This window comes from Bacteroidota bacterium, assembly GCA_030017895.1.
Taxonomy (GTDB): domain Bacteria; phylum Bacteroidota; class Ignavibacteria; order UBA10030; family BY39; genus JASEGV01.
Genome location: JASEGV010000024.1, coordinates 18,297 through 38,801 on the forward strand (window position 1 = coordinate 18,297; position 20,505 = coordinate 38,801).

General features: G+C 40.0%; 14 protein-coding genes. All 14 read left to right on the forward strand.

All coding sequences use genetic code 11. The annotated features are described in order from the left end of the window. Positions 1 to 43 precede the first annotated feature (43 nt). The 14 genes from QME58_06260 to QME58_06325 all read left to right on the forward strand — a co-directional run bounded on the left by QME58_06260 (position 44) and on the right by QME58_06325 (position 20,494). Positions 44 to 2,680 (forward strand): glycoside hydrolase family 2 TIM barrel-domain containing protein, encoded by a 2,637-nt coding sequence (locus tag QME58_06260; protein ID MDI6803433.1) that lies wholly within the window; start codon positions 44 to 46, stop codon positions 2,678 to 2,680. Beyond that, positions 2,681 to 6,241: a chromosome segregation protein SMC gene (gene smc / locus QME58_06265; GenBank protein ID MDI6803434.1), complete on the forward strand. Its 3,561-nt coding sequence runs from the start codon at positions 2,681 to 2,683 to the stop codon at positions 6,239 to 6,241. Between the two features lie 6 nt (positions 6,242 to 6,247). Further along, positions 6,248 to 6,970 (forward strand): MtnX-like HAD-IB family phosphatase, encoded by a 723-nt coding sequence (locus QME58_06270; protein ID MDI6803435.1) that lies wholly within the window; start codon positions 6,248 to 6,250, stop codon positions 6,968 to 6,970. A gap of 6 nt (positions 6,971 to 6,976) precedes the next feature. After that, positions 6,977 to 7,609 (forward strand): isoprenylcysteine carboxylmethyltransferase family protein, encoded by a 633-nt coding sequence (locus tag QME58_06275; GenBank protein ID MDI6803436.1) that lies wholly within the window; start codon positions 6,977 to 6,979, stop codon positions 7,607 to 7,609. A gap of 1 nt (position 7,610) precedes the next feature. Continuing rightward, positions 7,611 to 8,738: a lipid-A-disaccharide synthase gene (lpxB, locus tag QME58_06280; GenBank protein MDI6803437.1), complete on the forward strand. Its 1,128-nt coding sequence runs from the start codon at positions 7,611 to 7,613 to the stop codon at positions 8,736 to 8,738. Between the two features lies 1 nt (position 8,739). Then, entirely contained in the window at positions 8,740 to 9,768 is a 1,029-nt protein-coding gene (lpxK, locus tag QME58_06285) for a tetraacyldisaccharide 4'-kinase (protein ID MDI6803438.1), read from the forward strand. 21 nt (positions 9,769 to 9,789) lie between these two features. After that, positions 9,790 to 12,543 carry a pyruvate, phosphate dikinase gene (gene ppdK, locus QME58_06290; GenBank protein ID MDI6803439.1) on the forward strand — a complete coding sequence of 918 codons (2,754 nt, stop codon included), beginning with the start codon at positions 9,790 to 9,792 and terminating at the stop codon, positions 12,541 to 12,543. Positions 12,544 to 12,588: 45 nt separating this feature from the next. Next, entirely contained in the window at positions 12,589 to 13,626 is a 1,038-nt protein-coding gene (gene queA / locus QME58_06295; GenBank protein MDI6803440.1) for a tRNA preQ1(34) S-adenosylmethionine ribosyltransferase-isomerase QueA, read from the forward strand. A gap of 9 nt (positions 13,627 to 13,635) precedes the next feature. Then, positions 13,636 to 14,304 (forward strand): 2-C-methyl-D-erythritol 4-phosphate cytidylyltransferase, encoded by a 669-nt coding sequence (gene ispD / locus QME58_06300; GenBank protein ID MDI6803441.1) that lies wholly within the window; start codon positions 13,636 to 13,638, stop codon positions 14,302 to 14,304. 70 nt (positions 14,305 to 14,374) lie between these two features. Beyond that, positions 14,375 to 15,058, forward strand: coding sequence for a glycerol-3-phosphate 1-O-acyltransferase PlsY (plsY, locus tag QME58_06305; protein MDI6803442.1), 684 nt, complete (start codon positions 14,375 to 14,377; stop codon positions 15,056 to 15,058). A gap of 1 nt (position 15,059) precedes the next feature. Continuing rightward, entirely contained in the window at positions 15,060 to 16,061 is a 1,002-nt protein-coding gene (locus tag QME58_06310) for an NAD(P)H-dependent glycerol-3-phosphate dehydrogenase (GenBank protein ID MDI6803443.1), read from the forward strand. Positions 16,062 to 16,252: 191 nt separating this feature from the next. After that, complete coding sequence (locus QME58_06315; protein ID MDI6803444.1) at positions 16,253 to 16,459, forward strand: hypothetical protein; 207 nt, start codon at positions 16,253 to 16,255, stop codon at positions 16,457 to 16,459. A gap of 14 nt (positions 16,460 to 16,473) precedes the next feature. Further along, positions 16,474 to 17,292, forward strand: coding sequence for a hypothetical protein (locus QME58_06320; protein MDI6803445.1), 819 nt, complete (start codon positions 16,474 to 16,476; stop codon positions 17,290 to 17,292). A gap of 25 nt (positions 17,293 to 17,317) precedes the next feature. Continuing rightward, positions 17,318 to 20,494, forward strand: a complete 3,177-nt coding sequence (locus QME58_06325) for an N-6 DNA methylase (protein MDI6803446.1) — start codon at positions 17,318 to 17,320, stop codon at positions 20,492 to 20,494. Positions 20,495 to 20,505 lie beyond the last annotated feature (11 nt).

The following is a 20,505-nucleotide window of genomic DNA, read 5'->3' on the forward strand; positions in this document are numbered from 1 at the left end:
TTAACGATTACCTCCATATTTATTCATACCAGAAGGATATAATTTGGGCAAGTTTTTTGTTGCATTAGTAACATACTCACTTTTATTTTTAGGGAACATCAGTTTCTCGCAATTTCAAAACTCAAAATTAAACGAAAAATTTTTTGAGAATGGTCAACCGACTCTGACGGGTGTTGATGTCGGGATGTTTGCAAATACACCAACCCGCACAAAAATTGATTTAGCCGGTTATTGGCAATATACAATTGATGGCAAGGTATGGGTAAACATTCAAATCCCATCTGCTTACAATTTTGAAAGCTGGGTTACATTTCAGCGGAAGTTTGAAATCACAAGCGAAATGATTGATAAATTTAACTTCACGCTGGTTGCCTACGGAATTAATAATCAAAGCGAAATTCAGATTAATGGAAATTTTGTTGGACGACATATCGGTGGCTACAGTTCGTTTGTGCTTCCGATTCGTGAAAATATTTTACAGATTGGAAAAGAAAATGCAATTCGTATTACAACCGACAACGAACTGACTGCAACTTCAACTCTTCCGCTGCGCCATCAGGTAAGTGGATGGCGGAATTACGGAGGCATTTTTCGCGATATTTACATCCTTGCAACTCCGAAATTGTTCATCAGCGAAACAATAGTAACTTCCGAGTTAACTCCCGATTATAAAAATGCCAAATTAAAAATCAGCAGCACTATTGAAAACACCAGCTTTGATTTTTCCGCTGAGGAAAAAGCGAAAGGTGTTTTTGCGGCTCTCTCAGTGGAAGTTTATGATAAACTCAATGAAGCATTGGTCGGGCGGAGCGCTTTAGTTCCGCTTGATGTCCAAAAACGGAAAGCCAAAGACTTTAAAGTCGAATTGCAAATTGCTAATCCCAAACTTTGGTCGCCCGACGTACCGGACCTTTATCTAATCAAAATTTCCGTTGTTCGCGTTGCAGGAAAAGAAACATTTCCGCTTGATGAATATATTCTCAACTATGGATTACGGAATCTGCAGCTAAAAAATTCTTCGATAGTTTTGAATGGAAATCCCTTTTACATAAAAGGTGTAGTTTATTTTGAAGAACATCCGTTTTTCGGTTCGGCGCTTACTTACGGCGATATGGAAAAAGATATTGCAAAAATAAAAAGCGGCGGCGTTAATCTTATAAGATTTCTTTATCCTCCTCATCCTTATTTTTTAAATCTTTGCGACAGGTATGGCATTTTTGTTATCGAAGAAATTCCACTCACGAATGTTCCAGCAGCAATATTGGAAAAAGAGTTTTATACCGATTTGGCTTCAACTTACATCAGAGAAATGATTTGGCGTGATAGAAACAACACTTCCGTTTTGGCGTGGGGTATCGGTAACGAATTTGAAATTTCAAAAAAGAATCCCTCTGTCGCTGTTAATTATATCGAGTCGATGAAGAAAATTATCGCTTCATTGGACAGCCGTCCTGTTTATATCTCAGTTCAGGTAAATTGGGACATAAGTGAAATTATCGACAAAGTTGATATAGTTTCAATAAATACCTACCCAGGCTTTGAAAGCTCCGTCAATCAACTTCGCGACGACTTAACAACTTGGCGGCAGAATTATACTGATAAACCAATCATTATCGGGAAATACGGAAAAGAAATTTTACCCAACAACAGAAGCGGTTACAGCGACCCGACATCAATCGAGTCGCAAGCATGGTATGCCTGGCAGGCAAATAATGTAATCCGTGAATTGAAATTCGCAGGGAGTGTATTCTGGTCGTATAACGATTGGTTGAGCGACCGTCCCTCGATGTCAACACCATCCGGAAATCAATATCTACGTTCGACGGGGATGGTGAATATGGCGCGGGACAGGCGTGTAGTTTACGATGTATTACGAAGTGTTTTTAACAACGAGAAAGTTACCGCTTTACCGGTTGGTAATTATTCTTCGAGCGCCCCAATAATTTTTGTAATCGCCGGGTTAGTTGTTTTAATTTCTTTAGCTTTTTTCTACAACAGCAACAGGCGTTTCCGGGAAAATATGAACCGCTCGATGTTGAGAACTTATAATTTTTTTGCAGATGTCAGAGACCAACGGATTATTCCCGTAAGCCATAGTGTATTCTTATCTGCTGTGCTGTCGATTGCATTAGCTATAATTTTATCAAGCATCCTTACACATTATCGTTACAATCTTTTAGTCGACAATCTGTTGAGCCAAATTTTATCCGACACGATGAAAACCTGGCTAGTTCAACTGGTATGGCAGCCGGTGTTATTTATTGCCTATTTTTCGGTTATCATCTTTTTTAAAATTTTACTTTTAACTTTAATTGTAAAATTCTTCTCACTCTTTATCCGTGTCAGGGTTTATCTGTATCATGCTTTCTCGGTTTTGGTTTGGTCGTTGACTCCTATGATAATTTTCATTCCCCTGAGTATGGTGCTCTTCAGAATTATGGAAGATCCTATTTATATTTTGCCATCATTAGGAATGATTATATTAATTCTAATTATATCTACCTTCCGCTTATTCAAAGGTGTATCAATTATATTCGATATTGCACCGTCGAAAATTTATGTCGCCGGTGTTTTTGCTATTCTCGTAGTCGCCGGTTTATTATACGGCTATATGGATTACGCTCACTCAACAACTATCTATCTAAAATTTTTGTTAGAAACACAGAACTGTATCTTGTAAATGTATTTATCTAAAATAGAAATATTTGGTTTTAAGTCGTTTGCACAAAATGTAAATTTGAATTTTGATGCTGGCATTACAGCTATCGTTGGGCCAAACGGTTGTGGCAAAACGAATATCGTAGATGCGATACGATGGGCTTTGGGCGAACAGCGTTACAGCACGTTGCGTTCCGATAAGATGGAAGATGTTATTTTTAACGGAACACGAAACCGCAAACCGCTTGGTATGGCTGAAGTTTCGCTCATTATCGAAAACACACGCGGCATTTTGCCTACTGAATATTCACAGGTTACAATCTCACGAAGAGTTTATCGTTCAGGCGAAAGCGAATATCTGCTTAACAGAGTTCAGTGCCGGTTAAAAGATATAGTCGATTTATTTATGGATACCGGCATGGGCGCCGATGCTTATTCGGTGATTGAATTGAAAATGGTTGAGACGATTTTAAGCGACAGGACAGACGAACGGCGTCGTTTGTTTGAAGAAGCTGCCGGCGTTACAAAATACAAGCATCGTCGAAAAGCTGCATACCACAAATTAGAAAGTGTTCAGCAGGACCTGATTCGTGTGAACGATATTGTTAAAGAAGTTCAGAAAACAGTTAACGCACTCGAACGACAATCGAAACGAGCCGAACAATTCAATGAGATTTCGAAAAACCTGCGGGCAACCGAGATTGATTTACTAGAGCACGAATACGCTTATCTGTTCGGAAAACTGAATCCATTAAAAGAGCGTTTTGGTGAAACAGAGATTGCCAAAAATAATATTGATGCTGAATTAAATGGACAGGAAGAGTTACTCGATAAAATGCGCATCGAAATCAGCGAAGTCGAGAAACAGTTAATAGATTTTCAAAGGCAGGCAGCCAAACTTGTTTCGCAGATTCATAAATATGATGAAGGCACTATAAAAGGTAACGAACAAATTAATTCACTGCAATCGAACATCGAAAGATATGAAAAAGAAAAGATTGATTTGTTCAATCAAAAAGAGTGGTTAGAAGGTAAACAGGTAACACTCCGGGAAAACATCGAAAAATTTGCGGAAGCAGTAATTGCAGACCAGGGAGTTTTTGAAAAACTTAACATCGATTTTCAATTTTTTGGAAAACAACTTGATGAGAAAAAAGAGCTTCTGAAGGGTTTAAATAACGAAATCATCTCGCTGATACACGAAATAGTTCAGAAGAACGGCGACCGGCAGTTATTAGATGAGAGAATAGAAAACCTGAACAGATTAATCGAACGGATAACTGAAGACGCAGCATATTTTGAAAACGAGATTTCAGAAAGCGAAAATAAAGTTTCGGAGCTGACAGTTAAGGATAGAGAACTGCACCGCGATTTCATCCAGGCTGAAATGGAGCTTATGGAAGTCAACACTTTGGTGCAGCAAAACCGGAGTGAACTTGAAGCTTTGCAACAAAAAGAATTAGAATTAAAAAACGAGATACACAGGATAACGGCTAAAATAGATTTCTCCGTTTCTTTGATTGAAGGCAGCGAGGGACGAAGCAGCAGTATAAAGTATTTATTGAACGAAACTGAATTTAAAAAGAAAAACTATCTTACAGTTGCCGAAATAGTTAATACAGATGAAAAATACAGGTCGGCGATCCAAACGGCATTAGGCGAAACTGCAAACTACATCATTGTCGAAAAAGAGAGCGAAGCTTTCGAAGCAGCAAGTCTTCTCGAAAAGAATGAAAAAGGAAAAGCGGTTTTTATTTGTCTCGAACGCATTCCCAAAATCAAACGTATTCGCACGTCGAATCACTCGCCGATACTTTGGGCAGATCAGGTTGTAAAGGTAAAAGAACCGTATCGTAATTTAGTTTCGTACTTACTTGACAGCATCGCGATTGTTGAAGATTTAAAATCTGTACCTGACTCGTTAATAGGGATAAAATTTGTATCACTCAACGGTAATGTGAGAACAAGCGGCGGAGTTGTTCGCGGCGGCAGTCGTCGGCAGGACGAAGGCAGCTTGATAGGCAAGCGCGACCAGATAGCCGAGTTGGAATTAGATAAAGCAAAGTTTATAGCCGAGCTTGAATTGTTGCAACAACTGCAAAACGAGAAGCAAAAGATACTCGAAACTCTGGATATTAAAGCAGCTGCCGAAAAGGTTAAGAAAATTGAAAAAGAAATGGCATCGGTTGAGATGCGCATCGCACAGATTGTATTCGAAAAAAAACGTGCAAACGATTCCATTGAAAGAAGTAAATCCGAGATTAAACGCATAGAAACCGAAATTTCAGAGTTGAGTGCCGAGAAAGAAAAGTTAATCCCAGAAATAAATCAGATCGAACAAGCGAAAGCTGTAGCCGAAACGAATGCTGCCCAACTCAACAAAGAATTAGAACAAATTACTCAACAATGGAATGATTTGTCGAAAGTCGTGAACGATGCGGAAATCAAGATGGTTACCTTACAAGGCAACAAGCGGAATGCTGAAGCTGAATTAGAAAGGGTTATTGCAACAGTCCAGAACACCGAGACTACTTTGCAAAAGCGAGATTCTGAAATTTCGCAGGCAAAAGAAGACATCGAACGAATTACCAGCGAACTGGAGTCGGCCGGTGTGCAATTACAGGAACTGAGATTGCAGTTGAATGAAGTTGAAAAAGGGAAGACCGAAGTCGAAACTGTTTACACACAAAAGCGGAACGCAATTCACAGTGTCGAATTAAAAATTAAAGACGACCGCCGCCTGCACGACGATACACTAAAATTGTTCCACGAATATGATATGAAGATATCTGAAATTAATCAGAATATCGAACACGTTCGCGAACGAGCACGAAACGAATTTGAAATCAGTATTGAATTAAAAACTTACCCCGAAGATGAATGGATCGATTTTGCTGCCAAACGCGAAGAAGTGAGGCAGATGAAAGACCGTATCAGAATGTTAGGCGCCATTAACTTTGCTGCTTTCGATGAGTATAACACTGAGAGCGAACGGTTTAACTTTATGATGCAGCAACGTGACGATTTGATTGAAGCCGAGCGGACATTATTAAACACAATCGAAGAAATTAATAACACGGCACAGAGAAAGTTTTTAACTACTTTCGAATTAATACGTGAAAACTTTATCAAGACTTTCAAAAGTTTGTTCGATGAAGGCGACGAGTGCGACTTACGGCTTGAAGAAAACGAAGACCCGCTTGAAGCCGGTATCGAAATTATTGCAAAACCACGCGGCAAGCGCCCCACTTCCATCGATTTACTTTCAGGAGGCGAAAAAACTTTAACTGCCATTGCACTTTTGTTTGCGATTTATTTAGTAAAGCCAAGCCCGTTCTGTATTCTTGATGAAGTTGATGCACCGTTGGATGATTCGAATATCGACCGCTATACACGGATTATCAAAAAGTTTTCCGACAACACTCAATTTATAGTTGTAACTCACAACAAGCGAACGATGGAAGCTGCAAATGCACTTTACGGTGTTACGATGGAAGAAGAAGGAGTTTCAAAAATTGTAACAGTTCGTTTCAACGATGAAGACCGTGTACAATCGGCTGCGGTTGCTTCGGGAGTCATATAGTTTTTGATGATGATAAAAATATTTATAGATTTCGACGGAACAATTACTAAAGGCGATTTGGGTGATAATCTTTTTTTTAATTTTGGCGGTCCTATTTGCACAAAAATAATTGAAGATTATAGAGGCGGATTAATAAGTGCCGCTGAATGTTTTACCCGCGAAGCCGAAGCTTGCGGAAATGTTTCGCAGAAAGATGTATCCGACTTTATCGACAAACATGAAATCGATATCAGTTTTGGCAATTTTATTAAGTTCTGCCGTAAAAAAAGTACTGATGATCGTCAGATAAAATTTTATATCCTATCGGACGGACTTGATTATTATATAGAACGGGTTTTACGCAAATATGATCTTTCCGATATTCCTTTTTTTGCAAACAAGTTGGAGTTTGTAGAGGCAGGAATGAAAATAACGTTCCCATATTCCGAAGAAGAATGCGATCGCTGCGCCAACTGCAAACGCAACCATATTCTTACTTTATCGGGCGATGATGATATTATCGTTTACATCGGCGATGGATACTCCGACAAGTGCGCAGTGAAATACGCCGATATTGTTTTTGCTCGCGGTGAGCTACAAACTTTTTGCCAAAACGAGAATATCACCTACTATCTTTTTAATTCATTCGAGGATACGATAACCCGGATGGAAGAAATTCTAAATAAAAAACGAATACGCAAACGACAACAAGCTGAATTCAATCGGAAAGAAATTTACCTTGCTGGTTAAAATTTTATGAAAACACAAATGGATCTACGAAAAATATTATTTAAATACCGAAGCTACACACCTATTCCGTTCATCATTCTTATGGTTGTATTTGCAAAGCCAACAATTTACAGCATAGCCGGCGGATTGTTAGTTATTCTTTTCGGCGAGTTTATACGATTGTGGGGCGTTTCGATAGCAGGCAGCGAAACCCGCACAACAAACTCGGTTGGCAGCTCGCAACTTGTTACAAGCGGGCCCTTTTCATACTTACGTAATCCCCTCTACTTCGGTAATATCTGTATTTATTTCGGTGTTGGAATTATGTCGTGGGCGGGGTTTCCTCTCTTACCGATTGTTACACTTTCGTATTTTCTTTTTCAATATACTCTTATAGTAAGTTTAGAAGAAGAACACTTGACTAAAACTTATGGAACGGAATTTCAGCGATATTTAAAATCGGTTCCCAAATTTTTTCCAGCATTCAAAAAATATAAATACAGCGGGAACGAGCAACCGCAGTTAGACTGGAAGCGCGGAATAAAATCAGAGCAAAGAACTTTTCAAGCAATCTTAATTATTGTTTTTATAATAGTTGTAATTTGGATGCTGCGATTTTTTTACGATTGGAAGATAACAAAACTTTTCGGAGACGCGTAAGATGCGTTTGATGATAATCGCCGGCGAAGCCTCAGGCGATTTGCACGGCGCCGGCGTAGTTAAAGAATTAAAATCCCGGTTTAAAGATATCGAGATTTTCGGAATCGGCGGCAACAAGATGCAGCGCGAAGGTATGCAGCTAGTCTATCACATTAACGAGTTGGCGGTGATGGGATTATTGGAAGTGGTAAAGAAACTCCCGACAATCAGGTCGGTTAGCCGGACTCTCGAATCGTTGCTTACTAACCGCCGCCCCGATGCTGTGCTTTTAATTGATTATCCCGGCTTTAATTTGCGGTTCGCTGAAAAAGTCAGAAAAGCGGGAATCAAAATTTTCTATTATATCAGTCCGCAACTTTGGGCTTGGCATCCAAGCAGGATAAAAAAAATGAAAGGAATAATTGATAAGATGTTTGTTGTCTTTCCTTTCGAAGAAGAAATTTATAAACGAGAAGGAATCGAAGTAGAATTTGTCGGACATCCTTTGCTTGATGTTATTGAAGAACCTCAACCTAAAGCCGATTTTTGTAAGCGTTACAGCTTCGATAAATCGAAACCGATTATCGGGCTTTTCCCCGGCAGCCGGAAGCAGGAGTTGGAGAAAATTTTTCCGCCAATGCTTCATGCAGCAAAAATTTTGGAAACCCTGTATGATGCACAAATAGCCGTTGGCGTGGCATCTGTTTTTGAAGGCGACTATATAAAATCTTTTTTGTATGAAGATTCATCAGTACGGCTTCTGCAAAATGCAACATACGATCTTATGAAAAATTCTGACGTTGCAATAGTTACATCAGGAACAGCAACACTTGAAACGGCTTGTTTCCAAACGCCGATGGTTATCGTTTATAAAACATCGTGGCTTACATATTTAGCAGCCCGGCTAATGATTAACATAAAAAATATCGGCTTGGCTAATATAGTTGCCGGTAAAACTATCGTTCCTGAATTAATACAGCATCGGGCGAACGCAGAAAAAATTGCTGCCGCAGCTGGAAAGTTTTTAACAGATAAAACTTTATCCGACAAAACCCGTATTGATTTGAAATCTGTTTACGAGAAATTAGGCGAACGCGGCGCAGCTAAACGTGTGGCTGAAAATATTTTAAAATTAATCGCTCCAAAATAAAGTGGTCATTTTAAAGATAGCGCTATTTCCATTCTCATTGTTGTATGGATTGGTGATATCTTTTAGAAACTTGTTATTTGATATTGGAATATTCAAAACCGTAAAAGTGAATGTTCCCGTAATTTCGGTCGGTAATATAACCGCCGGCGGCACAGGAAAAACTCCGCTTGTCGAGTATATTCTTGAATTTCTACTAAAGCAAAAAAAACGTGTTGCTGTAGTAAGCCGGGGTTATAAACGCACCACCAGAGGAACACTTGTAGTTTCGGACGGCGAACGACTGTTGTGCAGCGCCGATGCGTGCGGCGATGAACCGTTTCAAATTGCTTCGAAATTTCCAAATTCAATCGTTATTGTAGATGAGCAAAAGTCGCGCGCTGCTCAGTTGGCTGTTCAAAAATTTAATTGCGATTACATAATTGTTGACGATGGATTCCAGCACAGACAATTACACCGAAACTTGGATATCGTAGTGGTAGATGCTTCGAAACCATTGAGCAGAGAACTGATGCTGCCTGCAGGATTAAGAAGAGAACCAATGTGGAACCTTAAACGTGCCGATATTATTATCTACTCGAATTGGAAACAGAAGTCGGATACTTTAAAAAATACCGGTGTGGAATTAACAGGACGCACTCAGTTGGATCCGCAAAAATTAGTAGGTATCCAAGCAGATGATATACTTGAATTGGAAGTTTTAAAAAATAAAACTTGTGTTGCATTTTGCGGTCTTGGAAATCCCGATTCGTTTGAAAGAAAGCTGAACGAGTTAGGTTTGGAAGTAAAGGTTTTTAAAAAATATTCCGACCATTACCAATACAATGCTGAAGATATAGAAATATTAAAGAAAGAATTTGAAGAGCAAAAAACCGATTTCGTTATAACAACGGAAAAAGATTTTGTGCGGTTAATAAATATGAAAACTCTAATAACCGAATTGCCTCTATACTATTTAGAAGTTGCAGTCCGGTTTATAAGCGGTGAAGAAAATTTTCAAAAAAAGATAACTAATATAAGAATGAACAATTAATCAATATGGAGAAATAAAATTATGACAAAGAAATTCGTCTATTATTTTGGTGGAAAGAAAGCTGAAGGTCGAGCCGATATGAAATCGCTGCTTGGTGGCAAAGGAGCCAACCTCGCTGAGATGGTCAACCTGAAGCTTCCCGTACCGCCGGGATTGACAATCACAACCGAAGTTTGCACACACTATTACGCAAATAAAAGAAAATATCCGAAAGAACTTAAAGCGCAAATTCTTGCAGCTCTTAAAAAGATGGAGCGAGAATTAGGTGCTAAATTCGGTGATTCAAAAAATCCACTTTTAGTTTCTGTCCGATCAGGCGCCCGTGCATCTATGCCAGGTATGATGGATACAATTTTAAACCTGGGCTTAAACGACAAAACAGTTCAAGCTATTATTGCAAAAACAAACAACCCGCGATTTGCCTATGATTCGTATCGCCGCTTTGTAGCGATGTATGGCGATGTTGTTTTAGGTTTAAAACCGGAAAACAAAGACGAACACGATCCGTTTGAAGTAATTTTAGACAAGAAGAAACACGAGAAAGGCGTAACACTCGACACCGAACTTACAGCCGATGATTTGTTAGATATAGTCGAAAGATCTAAACAGGCAATCAAAGAAAAAACCGGTCACGATTTTCCAGAAAATCCGATGGACCAACTTTGGGGCGCAGTCGGCGCAGTGTTTAACTCGTGGATGAATGAACGCGCAATTGCCTATCGCAAGATGTACGATATTCCCGCATTGTGGGGAACTGCGGTAACTATCCAAGCTATGGTTTTCGGAAATATGGGCGAAGATTCAGGAACCGGCGTGGCTTTCACTCGCGATGCCGCAACAGGCGAAAATTATTACTACGGCGAATTCCTTATGAACGCTCAAGGCGAAGACGTTGTTGCCGGCACTCGCACACCACTTCTGATTGCAAAACTTGCTGAAGCTAATCCGAAAATTTACAAAGAGCTTGATAAGTATCGCAAGGTTTTGGAAAAGCATTACAAAGATATGCTGGATCTCGAGTTCACAATTCAACAAGATAAACTTTATATCCTACAATGCCGCGTTGGAAAACGGACTGCTTTTGCAGCTCTTAAAATTGCTGTGGATATGGTTGACGAAAAACTTATCGACGAAAAAGAAGCCCTGATGAGAATCGAACCGGATCAGCTTAATCAATTATTACGACCGATTTTTGACCGTCAAGAAAAGGACCAAACCATAAAAGAAGGTAAATTATTAACTGTCGGTTTGAATGCAGGTCCTGGCGCTGCAAGCGGAAAAGTTGTTTTCAACGCACCCGATGCCGAAGAATGGAAAGCCCGCGGTGAAAAAGTAATTTTAGTTCGTATCGAAACTTCTCCCGAAGATATCAAAGGTATGGATGCTTCCGAAGGAATACTTACAGCACGAGGCGGAATGACCTCGCACGCAGCTCTCGTTGCCCGGCAGATGGGCAAAGTTTGTATAGTCGGCTGTTCCGATTTACACATCGATTATGTTTCGCGAACGATGACTGTAAAAGGAAAAATCGTGAACGAAGGAGATTATATTTCTATCGATGGATCAACGGGCGAAGTGTTGCTTGGTGAAGTTCACACCAAACCTTCCGAAGTTTTGCAAGTGTTAATCGAAAAAACGCTCGCTCCGAAAGACGCACCTGTTTATCAACTCTACGAAAAAATTATGAAGTGGGCTGATAAATACCGGACGCTTGGAATCAGAACAAACGCCGACCAGCCCGATCAAGCTGCCGCAGCAATTGCTTTCGGAGCTCAAGGTATAGGGCTTTGCCGAACCGAGCACATGTTCTTCGGTGAAGGAAAAATCGGACCGATGCGTGAGATGATTTTAGCCGACACGCTTGAAGACCGCAAAGCTGCGTTGGGAAAATTACTGCCGCTGCAACGTGAAGATTTCGAAGGAATATTTGAGGCGATGGCCGGTTATCCTGTTACAATTCGCACAATCGACCCGCCGCTTCACGAGTTCGTACCACATGAAGAAAAACAACAGCGTGAACTTGCCGAAAAAATGGGAATCAGTTATGAAAAAGTTCACAGGCGTGTAAGCTCGCTTCACGAATTCAACCCGATGCTTGGTTTCCGCGGATGTCGTTTGGGCATAATCTATCCGGAAATTACCGAGATGCAAGCCCGCGCAATCTTTGAAGCAGCAGTGAATGTGAAGAAACGTGGATTTTCTGTTAAACCTGAAATTATGATTCCACTTGTCGGGCACGTAAAAGAACTCAAGCTTCAAGAAGAAATTGTTAGACGGGTTGCTGCTGAAGTGATGGCTGAGAACAAAATTAAAATTGATTACCTTTGCGGAACGATGATCGAAATTCCACGAGGCGCTTTAACAGCCGACGAAATTGCCGGAGTTGCCGAATTCTTCAGTTTCGGAACAAACGACTTAACACAAACTACGTTAGGTGTCAGCCGCGACGATGCGGGCAGATTTTTGATTCCGTATGTGGAAAAAGATATTTATGCAGTTGATCCTTTCGAAGCAATCGATCGTGGCGGCGTTGGTCAATTGATGAAAATAGCAGTCGAAAAAGGAACGCAAGCACGTCCGAACATAAAGTTAGGAATTTGCGGCGAACACGGCGGCGAGCCTTCTTCAATCGAATTCTGTCATCAAATCGGTCTCGATTACGTAAGCTGCTCGCCATATCGAGTAGCCATTGCCCGGTTAGCAGCAGCACGTTCGGCGTTAAAATATGGTGTTCGAACATCCAAACAAAACAAACTCAAGAAATCAAAAAAATGATTTGTTCAAATAAACTTCAAATAAATAATTAAGGAACAGGATAAAATGAAACTTTCAGATTTTAAGTATCCGCTTCCGCGTAATCTTATAGCCAAATATCCTATGCCGAATCGCGATTCATCGAAATTGATGGTGGTGAATCGCAAGGATGAAAGCATCGAATCAAAAAAATTTACAGATATAGTTGACTATTTCAACAAGGGCGACATATTAGTAATGAACGATACTAAAGTCTTTCCGGCACGGTTGTTCGGTCGCAAGGAAAAAACCAATGCAAAAATTGAAGTTATACTTTTGCGCGAGTTAAATAAGGAAGATAACATTTGGGATGTTATTGTTGAACCCGCACGGAAAGTTCGCATCGGAAATAAGGTATATTTTGACGACGGAAAATTGATGTGCGAGATTGTGGATAACACGACTTCGCGCGGACGGACAATCCGTTTCGTAACCAACGACGATGTGTACAAAATCTTCGAACGGATTGGCTATATGCCGTTGCCGCATTATATCAAACGTGAGTCGGAAGAATTAGATAAAGAACGCTATCAAACTGTTTATGCAAAAAATGTCGGCTCGGTAGCGGCTCCAACTGCCGGACTTCACTTTACGAAAAAAGTACTTTCCGCCATCGAGAAAAAAGGTGTGAAAATAGGTTTCGTTACCTTGCACATCGGGCTTGGAACCTTCCGCAAGGTTGAAGTCGAAGATTTATCAAAACATAAGATGGATTCAGAATATTTCGAGATTAACGAAAGCCTTGTAAACTCGGTAAATAAAGTTATCGAGGGCAAAGGAAATGTCTTTGTGGTCGGTACAAGTACTGCAAGGGCGTTGGAGTCGTCGGTTACTACCGAAGGATTTCTGAAACCGAATAAGGGATGGACAGACAAATTTATCTTCCCACCTTATAATCTGAAGATTGTAGATAAATTGATTACAAATTTTCATATGCCCGAATCTACACTGCTGATGATGATCTGTGCTTTTTCCGATTATGATTTGATAATGCGTGCATATAAAAAAGCTATAAAAGAAAACTTCCGCTTTTATAGCTATGGCGATGCAATGTTAATTTTGTAATTGGTGGATATGCAAAAGTGTAAAGTTGGTGTTGTAATTCCGGCAGCAGGAATCGGGAAACGCCTGGGTAGCAATAAGCCGAAGCAGTTTCTCGAAATTGATGGAATTCCGATTCTTCAAATTACACTTCAAAAATTTCAGGCGTGCGATGCGGTCGACTGTATTGTGGTCGTATCCCACGCCGATTTTATTAATGAAGTTACTGGTTTAGTAACGAAGAACGACTTCACTAAAATAACATCAATCGTTAATGGCGGTGAACACCGGCAGGATTCTGTTTGGAATGGTGTGAAAGAAATTATTAAAAATGACGTTGAGATAATTTTAATTCACGATGCTGTCCGTCCGTTTGTTACAGATGAGATAATTAAAAATGTCATTGCAACTTCCGAAAAGTTTGGAGCAGCAGTTCCGGCTGTTCCGTTGAAAGACACTATAAAAGTTTCGGATGAGAAGGGATTCCTTATTGAAACTCTTGACCGCGATAAACTTTTTGCAGTTCAAACACCGCAGGGTTTCCAGAAAGATTTAATTGTTAAAGCCTTCGAAAAAGCTTACACCGATAACTACTACGCCACCGACGATGCAAATTTAGTTGAACGTTTAGGTGAAAAAATCAGACTTGTAGAGGGAGATTATAAGAATATCAAGATTACAACGAAGGAGGATTTGGAGTGAAGGGGAGTTTTATCTTGCATATTCATCTTTTTTTCAATATCTTTAAACATCAAAATTCAAGGTTTTTTAAATGTTATCGCTTTTATATGTAATTATTTTAAGCTATTTGGTCGGCTCGATACCTACGAGTATAATAGTAAGTAAGCTTGTTAAAGGAATCGATATCCGGAACCACGGCAGTGGCAATGCCGGTGGCACCAATGTTATGCGTGTATTAGGCTTAAAAGCCGGATTAATTGTAATACTCTTCGATATCTTTAAAGGATTTGCTGCAACGGTTTTTGTAGCTAAGTTAATGTACTCCCAGTTTCCTTTTGTAAATCATACACCTCTTGAAGATTTTACCTTAGTTCAGATTTTAACCGGGTCAGCCGCAACAGTTGGACATATCTGGACTGTGTTCGGCGGATTTAAAGGGGGTAAAGGTATGGCAACAGCAGCCGGAATGCTGATTGGATTAGCACCACTCGATATTTCAATCGCTATTGCAGTATTCGCAATTGTAATGTTTGTTTCAAAATACGTTTCGCTCGGCTCAATCAGTGCCGCGGTTGCATTTCCGTTAACTTTATTTTTCAGGGAAAATATTCTCCATGCGGAAGTGGAAGGATACGGAACTCTGATATTTTTTAGCATCGGCATAGCGATTCTTTTAATATTTACACATCGCGCGAATATAAAACGTCTGATAGAAGGCAGAGAAAATAAAATAACAAGTTTTAGTTTTTTCAAAAAGAAAACTTCACAAAATTAAAATGAAAATTTCCGTAATTGGCGCGGGAAGTTGGGGAACAACTCTCGCTCTGTTGCTATTTTCGAACAAGCATGATGTAACCGTCTGGTCGTTTCGCAATCAGGATGCTGAAAATATATTAACTAAACGCGAAAACACGGTTTTCCTCCCGGGCATAATCATACCGAATGAAATTCAAATCACAACCGACATCGAAAAAGCAATACTGAAAAGCGAACTGATAGTTACTGCTGTTCCGTCGCAGCATTTGCGTTCCGTGTTAAAACAAATCTCACATACCTCTTTTAAACAATCTATCATCGTAAATCTTGCCAAGGGAATCGAGGTTGGAACGCTTCAAACAATGTCGGAAGTAATCGCCGAGTCGTTACCCGACCATCCGCTTTCAATGACTGCGATGCTTTCCGGACCCAGCTTTGCCGATGAAGTCAGCCGCAAAATACCGACTGCTGTTGTTGCAGCATCGAGCAGTCCGGAAACTGCAAAGTTAGTGCAGCAAGTTTTTAAAAATTCCTATTTCAGGGTTTACACATCCGACGATGTCAGGGGTGTGGAGTTTGGTGGGGCGTTGAAAAATGTGATTGCTGTGGGTGCCGGCTTGTGCGATGGCGCCGGCTATGGCGATAATACAAAAGCCGCAATTATGACACGCGGGATAGTCGAGATTGCACGGCTTGGAACAGCGTTAGGTGCAAATCAGAAAACTTTCTCGGGGCTGTCGGGCATCGGCGATTTGATTGTGACATGTATGAGCAAGCACAGCCGTAACCGTCATGTTGGCGAAGAGGTTGGAAAGGGAAGGAAGCTGCAGGATGTTTTAAGCGAAATGCAAATGGTCGCCGAAGGAGTTGCTACTACAAAGTCGGCTTGCGAGTTAGCAAGAAAAGTAAATGTCGAGGTGCCGATTATGCAGGAAGTTCATAACGTCCTTTTCAGCGGCAAAGACCCGCATGATGCAACGTTAGATTTAATGATGCGCGACCCGAAGAACGAAGCGGGTTGATTAATTTGCTGAAACAAGTTTAGCAATATGAAATTATCCGTTGATGCATTACAACGTGATGTTTTTAAATCTTTATGCTTTTTACAAGTAGGATTCGGACTAATAAGATTTAAAGGCACCATCACTTACGCCTTACAGATTTGCAACTTACAATATTGTAAGTTACATTAGTGTAAGAAATTTGAGAAACTATGCGAAATCCTTTCATATATGGCAAGATTGCAGTTGGTGAAACATTCACTAATCGCGAATCGGAACAAAAACGGCTTTTCGATAACATAGGTTCACATATCAACAGCATTCTGATCTCTTTAATGTGCGAAGCGAACAGGAGTTCTATGCTCAACTCACGAGAGAAATTCTTCGCGTCTCCTTCTCAAAGTGGGAGGAGCGGATAGAAAGCGCAAAACGCTTGTTCAAGCGTATCACACCAAAATTCAGCGTTGGCATCGATCCCGGAAATGACTTTTCGGTTTCATTTGATTGGCAAGAAGTAGAAAAATCCGCAGATGAAATTCTCGATCTACCAGAAACGGTGAGCAAAAAAAGAAACATCCAGCTTGTGATTTGTCTTGATGAGTTCCAAAATGTAGGCTACTTCAACAATCCTCTTATGTTCCAGAAAAAACTGCGTGCGCACTGGCAGCATCACACACATGCTACATATTGTTTGTACGGAAGCAAGCGCCAAATGATGACTGAACTGTTTGAGGAAAAGTCTATGCCGTTTTACAAGTTCGGCGACGTGATGTTCCTGGAAAAGATCCCAGAAACGTATTGGGTCCCGTTTATCAGGTCAGGGTTTAAAAAGACAGGAAAGCGCATAGACGAAAACCTTGCCGCCTGCATTGCGCAAGAGATGGAGAATCATCCGTACTTTGTGCAACAATTCTCTCACACCATCTGGAGCAACACCGATAAGAATTGCACCGAAGGTGATTACCGCTCCTCCCTCAACGCACTTCTTACCCAACACGGAATTCTGTTCCAGCGCGAAGTTGACGGGTTAACAAATCCACAGCTCAACTTCCTGAAGGCGCTATGCAACAACATTACACATTTCAGCGCGGCAGAAACCCTGCAGACATACAAGCTTGGAACATCAGGCAACGTAAATCGCATCAAACAATCATTGGTAAGTAAAGAGGTGCTCGATATAACACCACAGCGTATTGAGTTCATCGACCCTCTATTCAAAGTATGGTTCTCCACTGTGTACATGAAACAGTAGGTGCTGATTTCTATTATTTGATAAAATGCTTTTTAATAAAATAAATACAATTAAGAAAATTATCGAAATTCTAGACTCTGTCGATTATTCAAAGTATAGTCGCGCACAGAATTATGAAAGATATGATATAGAAGCGCATGCTGATGAACGAAAACTAATTCAACCTATTCTATTCACAAAATTCCTTGAACAGGTTCTTGGTTTTAAGTTAGGCGAAACAGTCTGGGCTGAACAAAGTGAAGAAGGAAACGTTCCAGATTTTCTTCCTGTTGATACTTACACTCACTCATTCCTTTTCGACACGAAATCGACCGCTGCCACAGAGCAGACGATTAAGAAGCACATCCCTCAAATTAGACGATACATCCGTTTCTACAAAGTCCGATATGGTGTTTTGACGAACATGAGAGAAGTAGATGTCTATACCGAGGATTCGCATGATGAGTTACCCGAATTCAATTTTAATTTTTTGACACTTTACAAAGACTTCAAGCATAACAAAAAGACCATTCTTGAGAAAGAAAATACTAAAAAATTTATTCACTTTGTAGAGACCTTCTCGTTCTGTCCATTAGATGTGGAAAAGAAAATCCAGCGAATTTGCAAAAGTTCCGCTTGGATTGGTAATGAAACTCTAAAGGTAGATCACCTCACACGAAAATTAAAACAAATCGTAGAATGGTTTGAACAAGATGCATTAAACCAAAAAACAAACGTTGAGCTTTTCGTGGAACATAACCCTGATTTAGCAAAAGATATAGTGCGGGAGCTTGATTTCATCAGCAAAGAGATTAACAGGTCACTCGCAGATGCGCAACTATCTGCTACTCCAACGCGCTTGCATGAATATCTAAATGCTTCGCCTAAAACAACTCAGGCAAGATCGATGAAAATTTATTTTTATCGTGTGGCTTATTTCTCGATGGCACGCATTCTTCTTGCACGCATGTGGGAAGATATCGGCTTCATTGAATCTACTCTCACAGATGGAGGATTCGAGAAATGGTATAAGAATCTTGGAAAGGAAATCCGTCGCGTACTGAGCCAATCATTCCAATTTGCCGGAGAGAAATACCAATGGTTGTACCGCACGCCAAATAACTACACATGGTATGAGCCGAACGAAACGATACTTGTTGATTCACTTTATGAGCTTGCCAACTTTTATCTCGGTGCGTTGAAAGATGATGCGCTGGGAATGATATACGAGCAAGAGCTTGATATTATAGACAAACAAAATAAAGGACAGTACTACACAGATCGCACTGTTATACGTTTCATGTGGGACCGGGTTGGATTCACGAATAACGATGCTTTCTTCCGTGAAGATAAGAAAAAACGAGAACCGAAGAAAATTTTAGATGTTGCCACCGGATCTGGCGGATTTCTAGTTGAAGCAGCACGACGAATAAGGGAGTTTACAACGCCAAAGGAAAAAATGTTTGAGGATGTGTTAGCAATTCGTACTGCAATACTGTCTGGGATATTTGGAATGGAAATATCTCCCTTCCCTTATTACATAACAGAAATCAATCTTCTTATTCAACTAACTCCAGTAATTAGAGAAATGTCGATTCGAAAGCAAGCGATAATTAAGGAAGGGACTCCAATAGCTGTTGTTCAGGGAGATTCACTTACTCTTTACAACGATGCTAAGGAGTTGTTTGTAAAAGAAGAAACAGGAACTTACAACGTCGGAAATCATCTTATCCGGTTCGGGCGCGACATAGCGAAACAGAAAATCTTTGATAAAATCTACTCATCGAACGATTTTGATTACTGTCTTGCCAATCCTCCTTACATTCGTGAAGATGACCACAAAGAATTATTCAGGAGAACAAAGAATCTGCCGATTGGGCGAGAATTGTACCAAGGCAAGATGGACTATTACCATTTCTTCGTCGAGCTTGGACTCTCAAAGCTTCGGGATGGTGGAAAACTCTGTTTCATTACTACATCCTACTGGCTGCAGGCAGTTGGGGCAAGCAACTTACGCCAATATATTCTCGATAATGCTATCGTCAAAGAAGTTATTGATTTTGGACCGACAAAGCTTTTTGAAAGCGCTAAAGGTCAATTTAACGTTATCTTTTTGATGGAAAAGAAAAACGGCAAACATAATCTTGATGGAAGAAAGAAAAATACAATCAAAGTTGTACGAGTGAAGGAGCTGTTCTCTCCGAATCTTCAGGACAACATTCCCAAACTTTTCAAACATCTTTCCGAACATGTTGACAGGAAGGAATATTCTGATAAATACATTGAGGTGTACGACAGCGCAACACAGCAAGGCGATTTAACTGAAAAAGAGTGGCATTTATTCGTTAATAAAAAACACAAGAAAACGTTGAATGCAATTGAGGAAGCGGGAAAACCGTTGGAAGAATTTTGCACTATCAATCAAGGATTGTTAAGTGGTGCCGATGTTGTTACGAACAATAACATTGAATTGATTCATCAGAAAAATATTGAAGAATTTAATATTAAAGTTGGTCAGGGTATTTTTTATCTGGAAGAAAAGGAAGTTGCCGCTTTGCTTTTAGAAGATAAAGAAAAAGAATTTATCAAACCAATCTACAAAGCCTCTGAAATTACGAATTATCTACCTTCTTCACAATACATGATAGACCTTTTTTGTTTGTATATAAACAAGGACACTGTTGTGAAGAATTATCCTCGAGTTTTCAAACATCTACAAAAATATAAAACGGTCTTAGAAAATAAGCGCGAGGCACAAGAAGGGAAGTTACCGTGGTACTCAATGCATTGGGCAAGAACCAACGATTTATTTGCTGGAGAAAAGATTATTGTATCCAAGTGGCCAGCTTCAAATGATTTTGGTTACAGTGATCAGGATTACTATTCCGATGCAAATACATACCTCATCAAACTCAAGAACCATCCAAAGGAGTCTCTCAAATACATACTTGGTGTTCTTAATTCCAAAGTTATTGCTTACTACTTTGAGCAGAAGGGTAGCAAGCGCGGCGATAAATATTTCTTCCCCAAAGAATTTTGTAAGACGCTGCCTATAAAACCGATAAAGACAAAAGAAGAACAAAAACTCCATGATAAGATTGTCGAGTTGGTGGATGAGATGATCGAAGAACGGAAGAAACTTCTGGAGCATACACGTTATATCTCCGATCCCCAGTTTATTAAGGGCAGTTCCAAAAATTCAAATATAAGTTTAGTGTTATAGATTTTATCGTC

What these genes read in the sequence shown, in the direction of transcription:
- smc (MDI6803434.1), top strand. Translation starts at nt 2,681, where the DNA reads ATGTATTTATCTAAAATAGAAATATTTGGTTTTAAGTCGTTTGCACAA.
- QME58_06270 (MDI6803435.1), top strand. Translation starts at nt 6,248, where the DNA reads ATGATGATAAAAATATTTATAGATTTCGACGGAACAATTACTAAAGGC.
- QME58_06275 (MDI6803436.1), top strand. Translation starts at nt 6,977, where the DNA reads ATGAAAACACAAATGGATCTACGAAAAATATTATTTAAATACCGAAGC.
- lpxB (MDI6803437.1), top strand. Translation starts at nt 7,611, where the DNA reads ATGCGTTTGATGATAATCGCCGGCGAAGCCTCAGGCGATTTGCACGGC.
- ppdK (MDI6803439.1), top strand. Translation starts at nt 9,790, where the DNA reads ATGACAAAGAAATTCGTCTATTATTTTGGTGGAAAGAAAGCTGAAGGT.
- queA (MDI6803440.1), top strand. Translation starts at nt 12,589, where the DNA reads ATGAAACTTTCAGATTTTAAGTATCCGCTTCCGCGTAATCTTATAGCC.
- ispD (MDI6803441.1), top strand. Translation starts at nt 13,636, where the DNA reads ATGCAAAAGTGTAAAGTTGGTGTTGTAATTCCGGCAGCAGGAATCGGG.
- plsY (MDI6803442.1), top strand. Translation starts at nt 14,375, where the DNA reads ATGTTATCGCTTTTATATGTAATTATTTTAAGCTATTTGGTCGGCTCG.
- QME58_06310 (MDI6803443.1), top strand. Translation starts at nt 15,060, where the DNA reads ATGAAAATTTCCGTAATTGGCGCGGGAAGTTGGGGAACAACTCTCGCT.
- QME58_06315 (MDI6803444.1), top strand. Translation starts at nt 16,253, where the DNA reads ATGCGAAATCCTTTCATATATGGCAAGATTGCAGTTGGTGAAACATTC.
- QME58_06325 (MDI6803446.1), top strand. Translation starts at nt 17,318, where the DNA reads ATGCTTTTTAATAAAATAAATACAATTAAGAAAATTATCGAAATTCTA.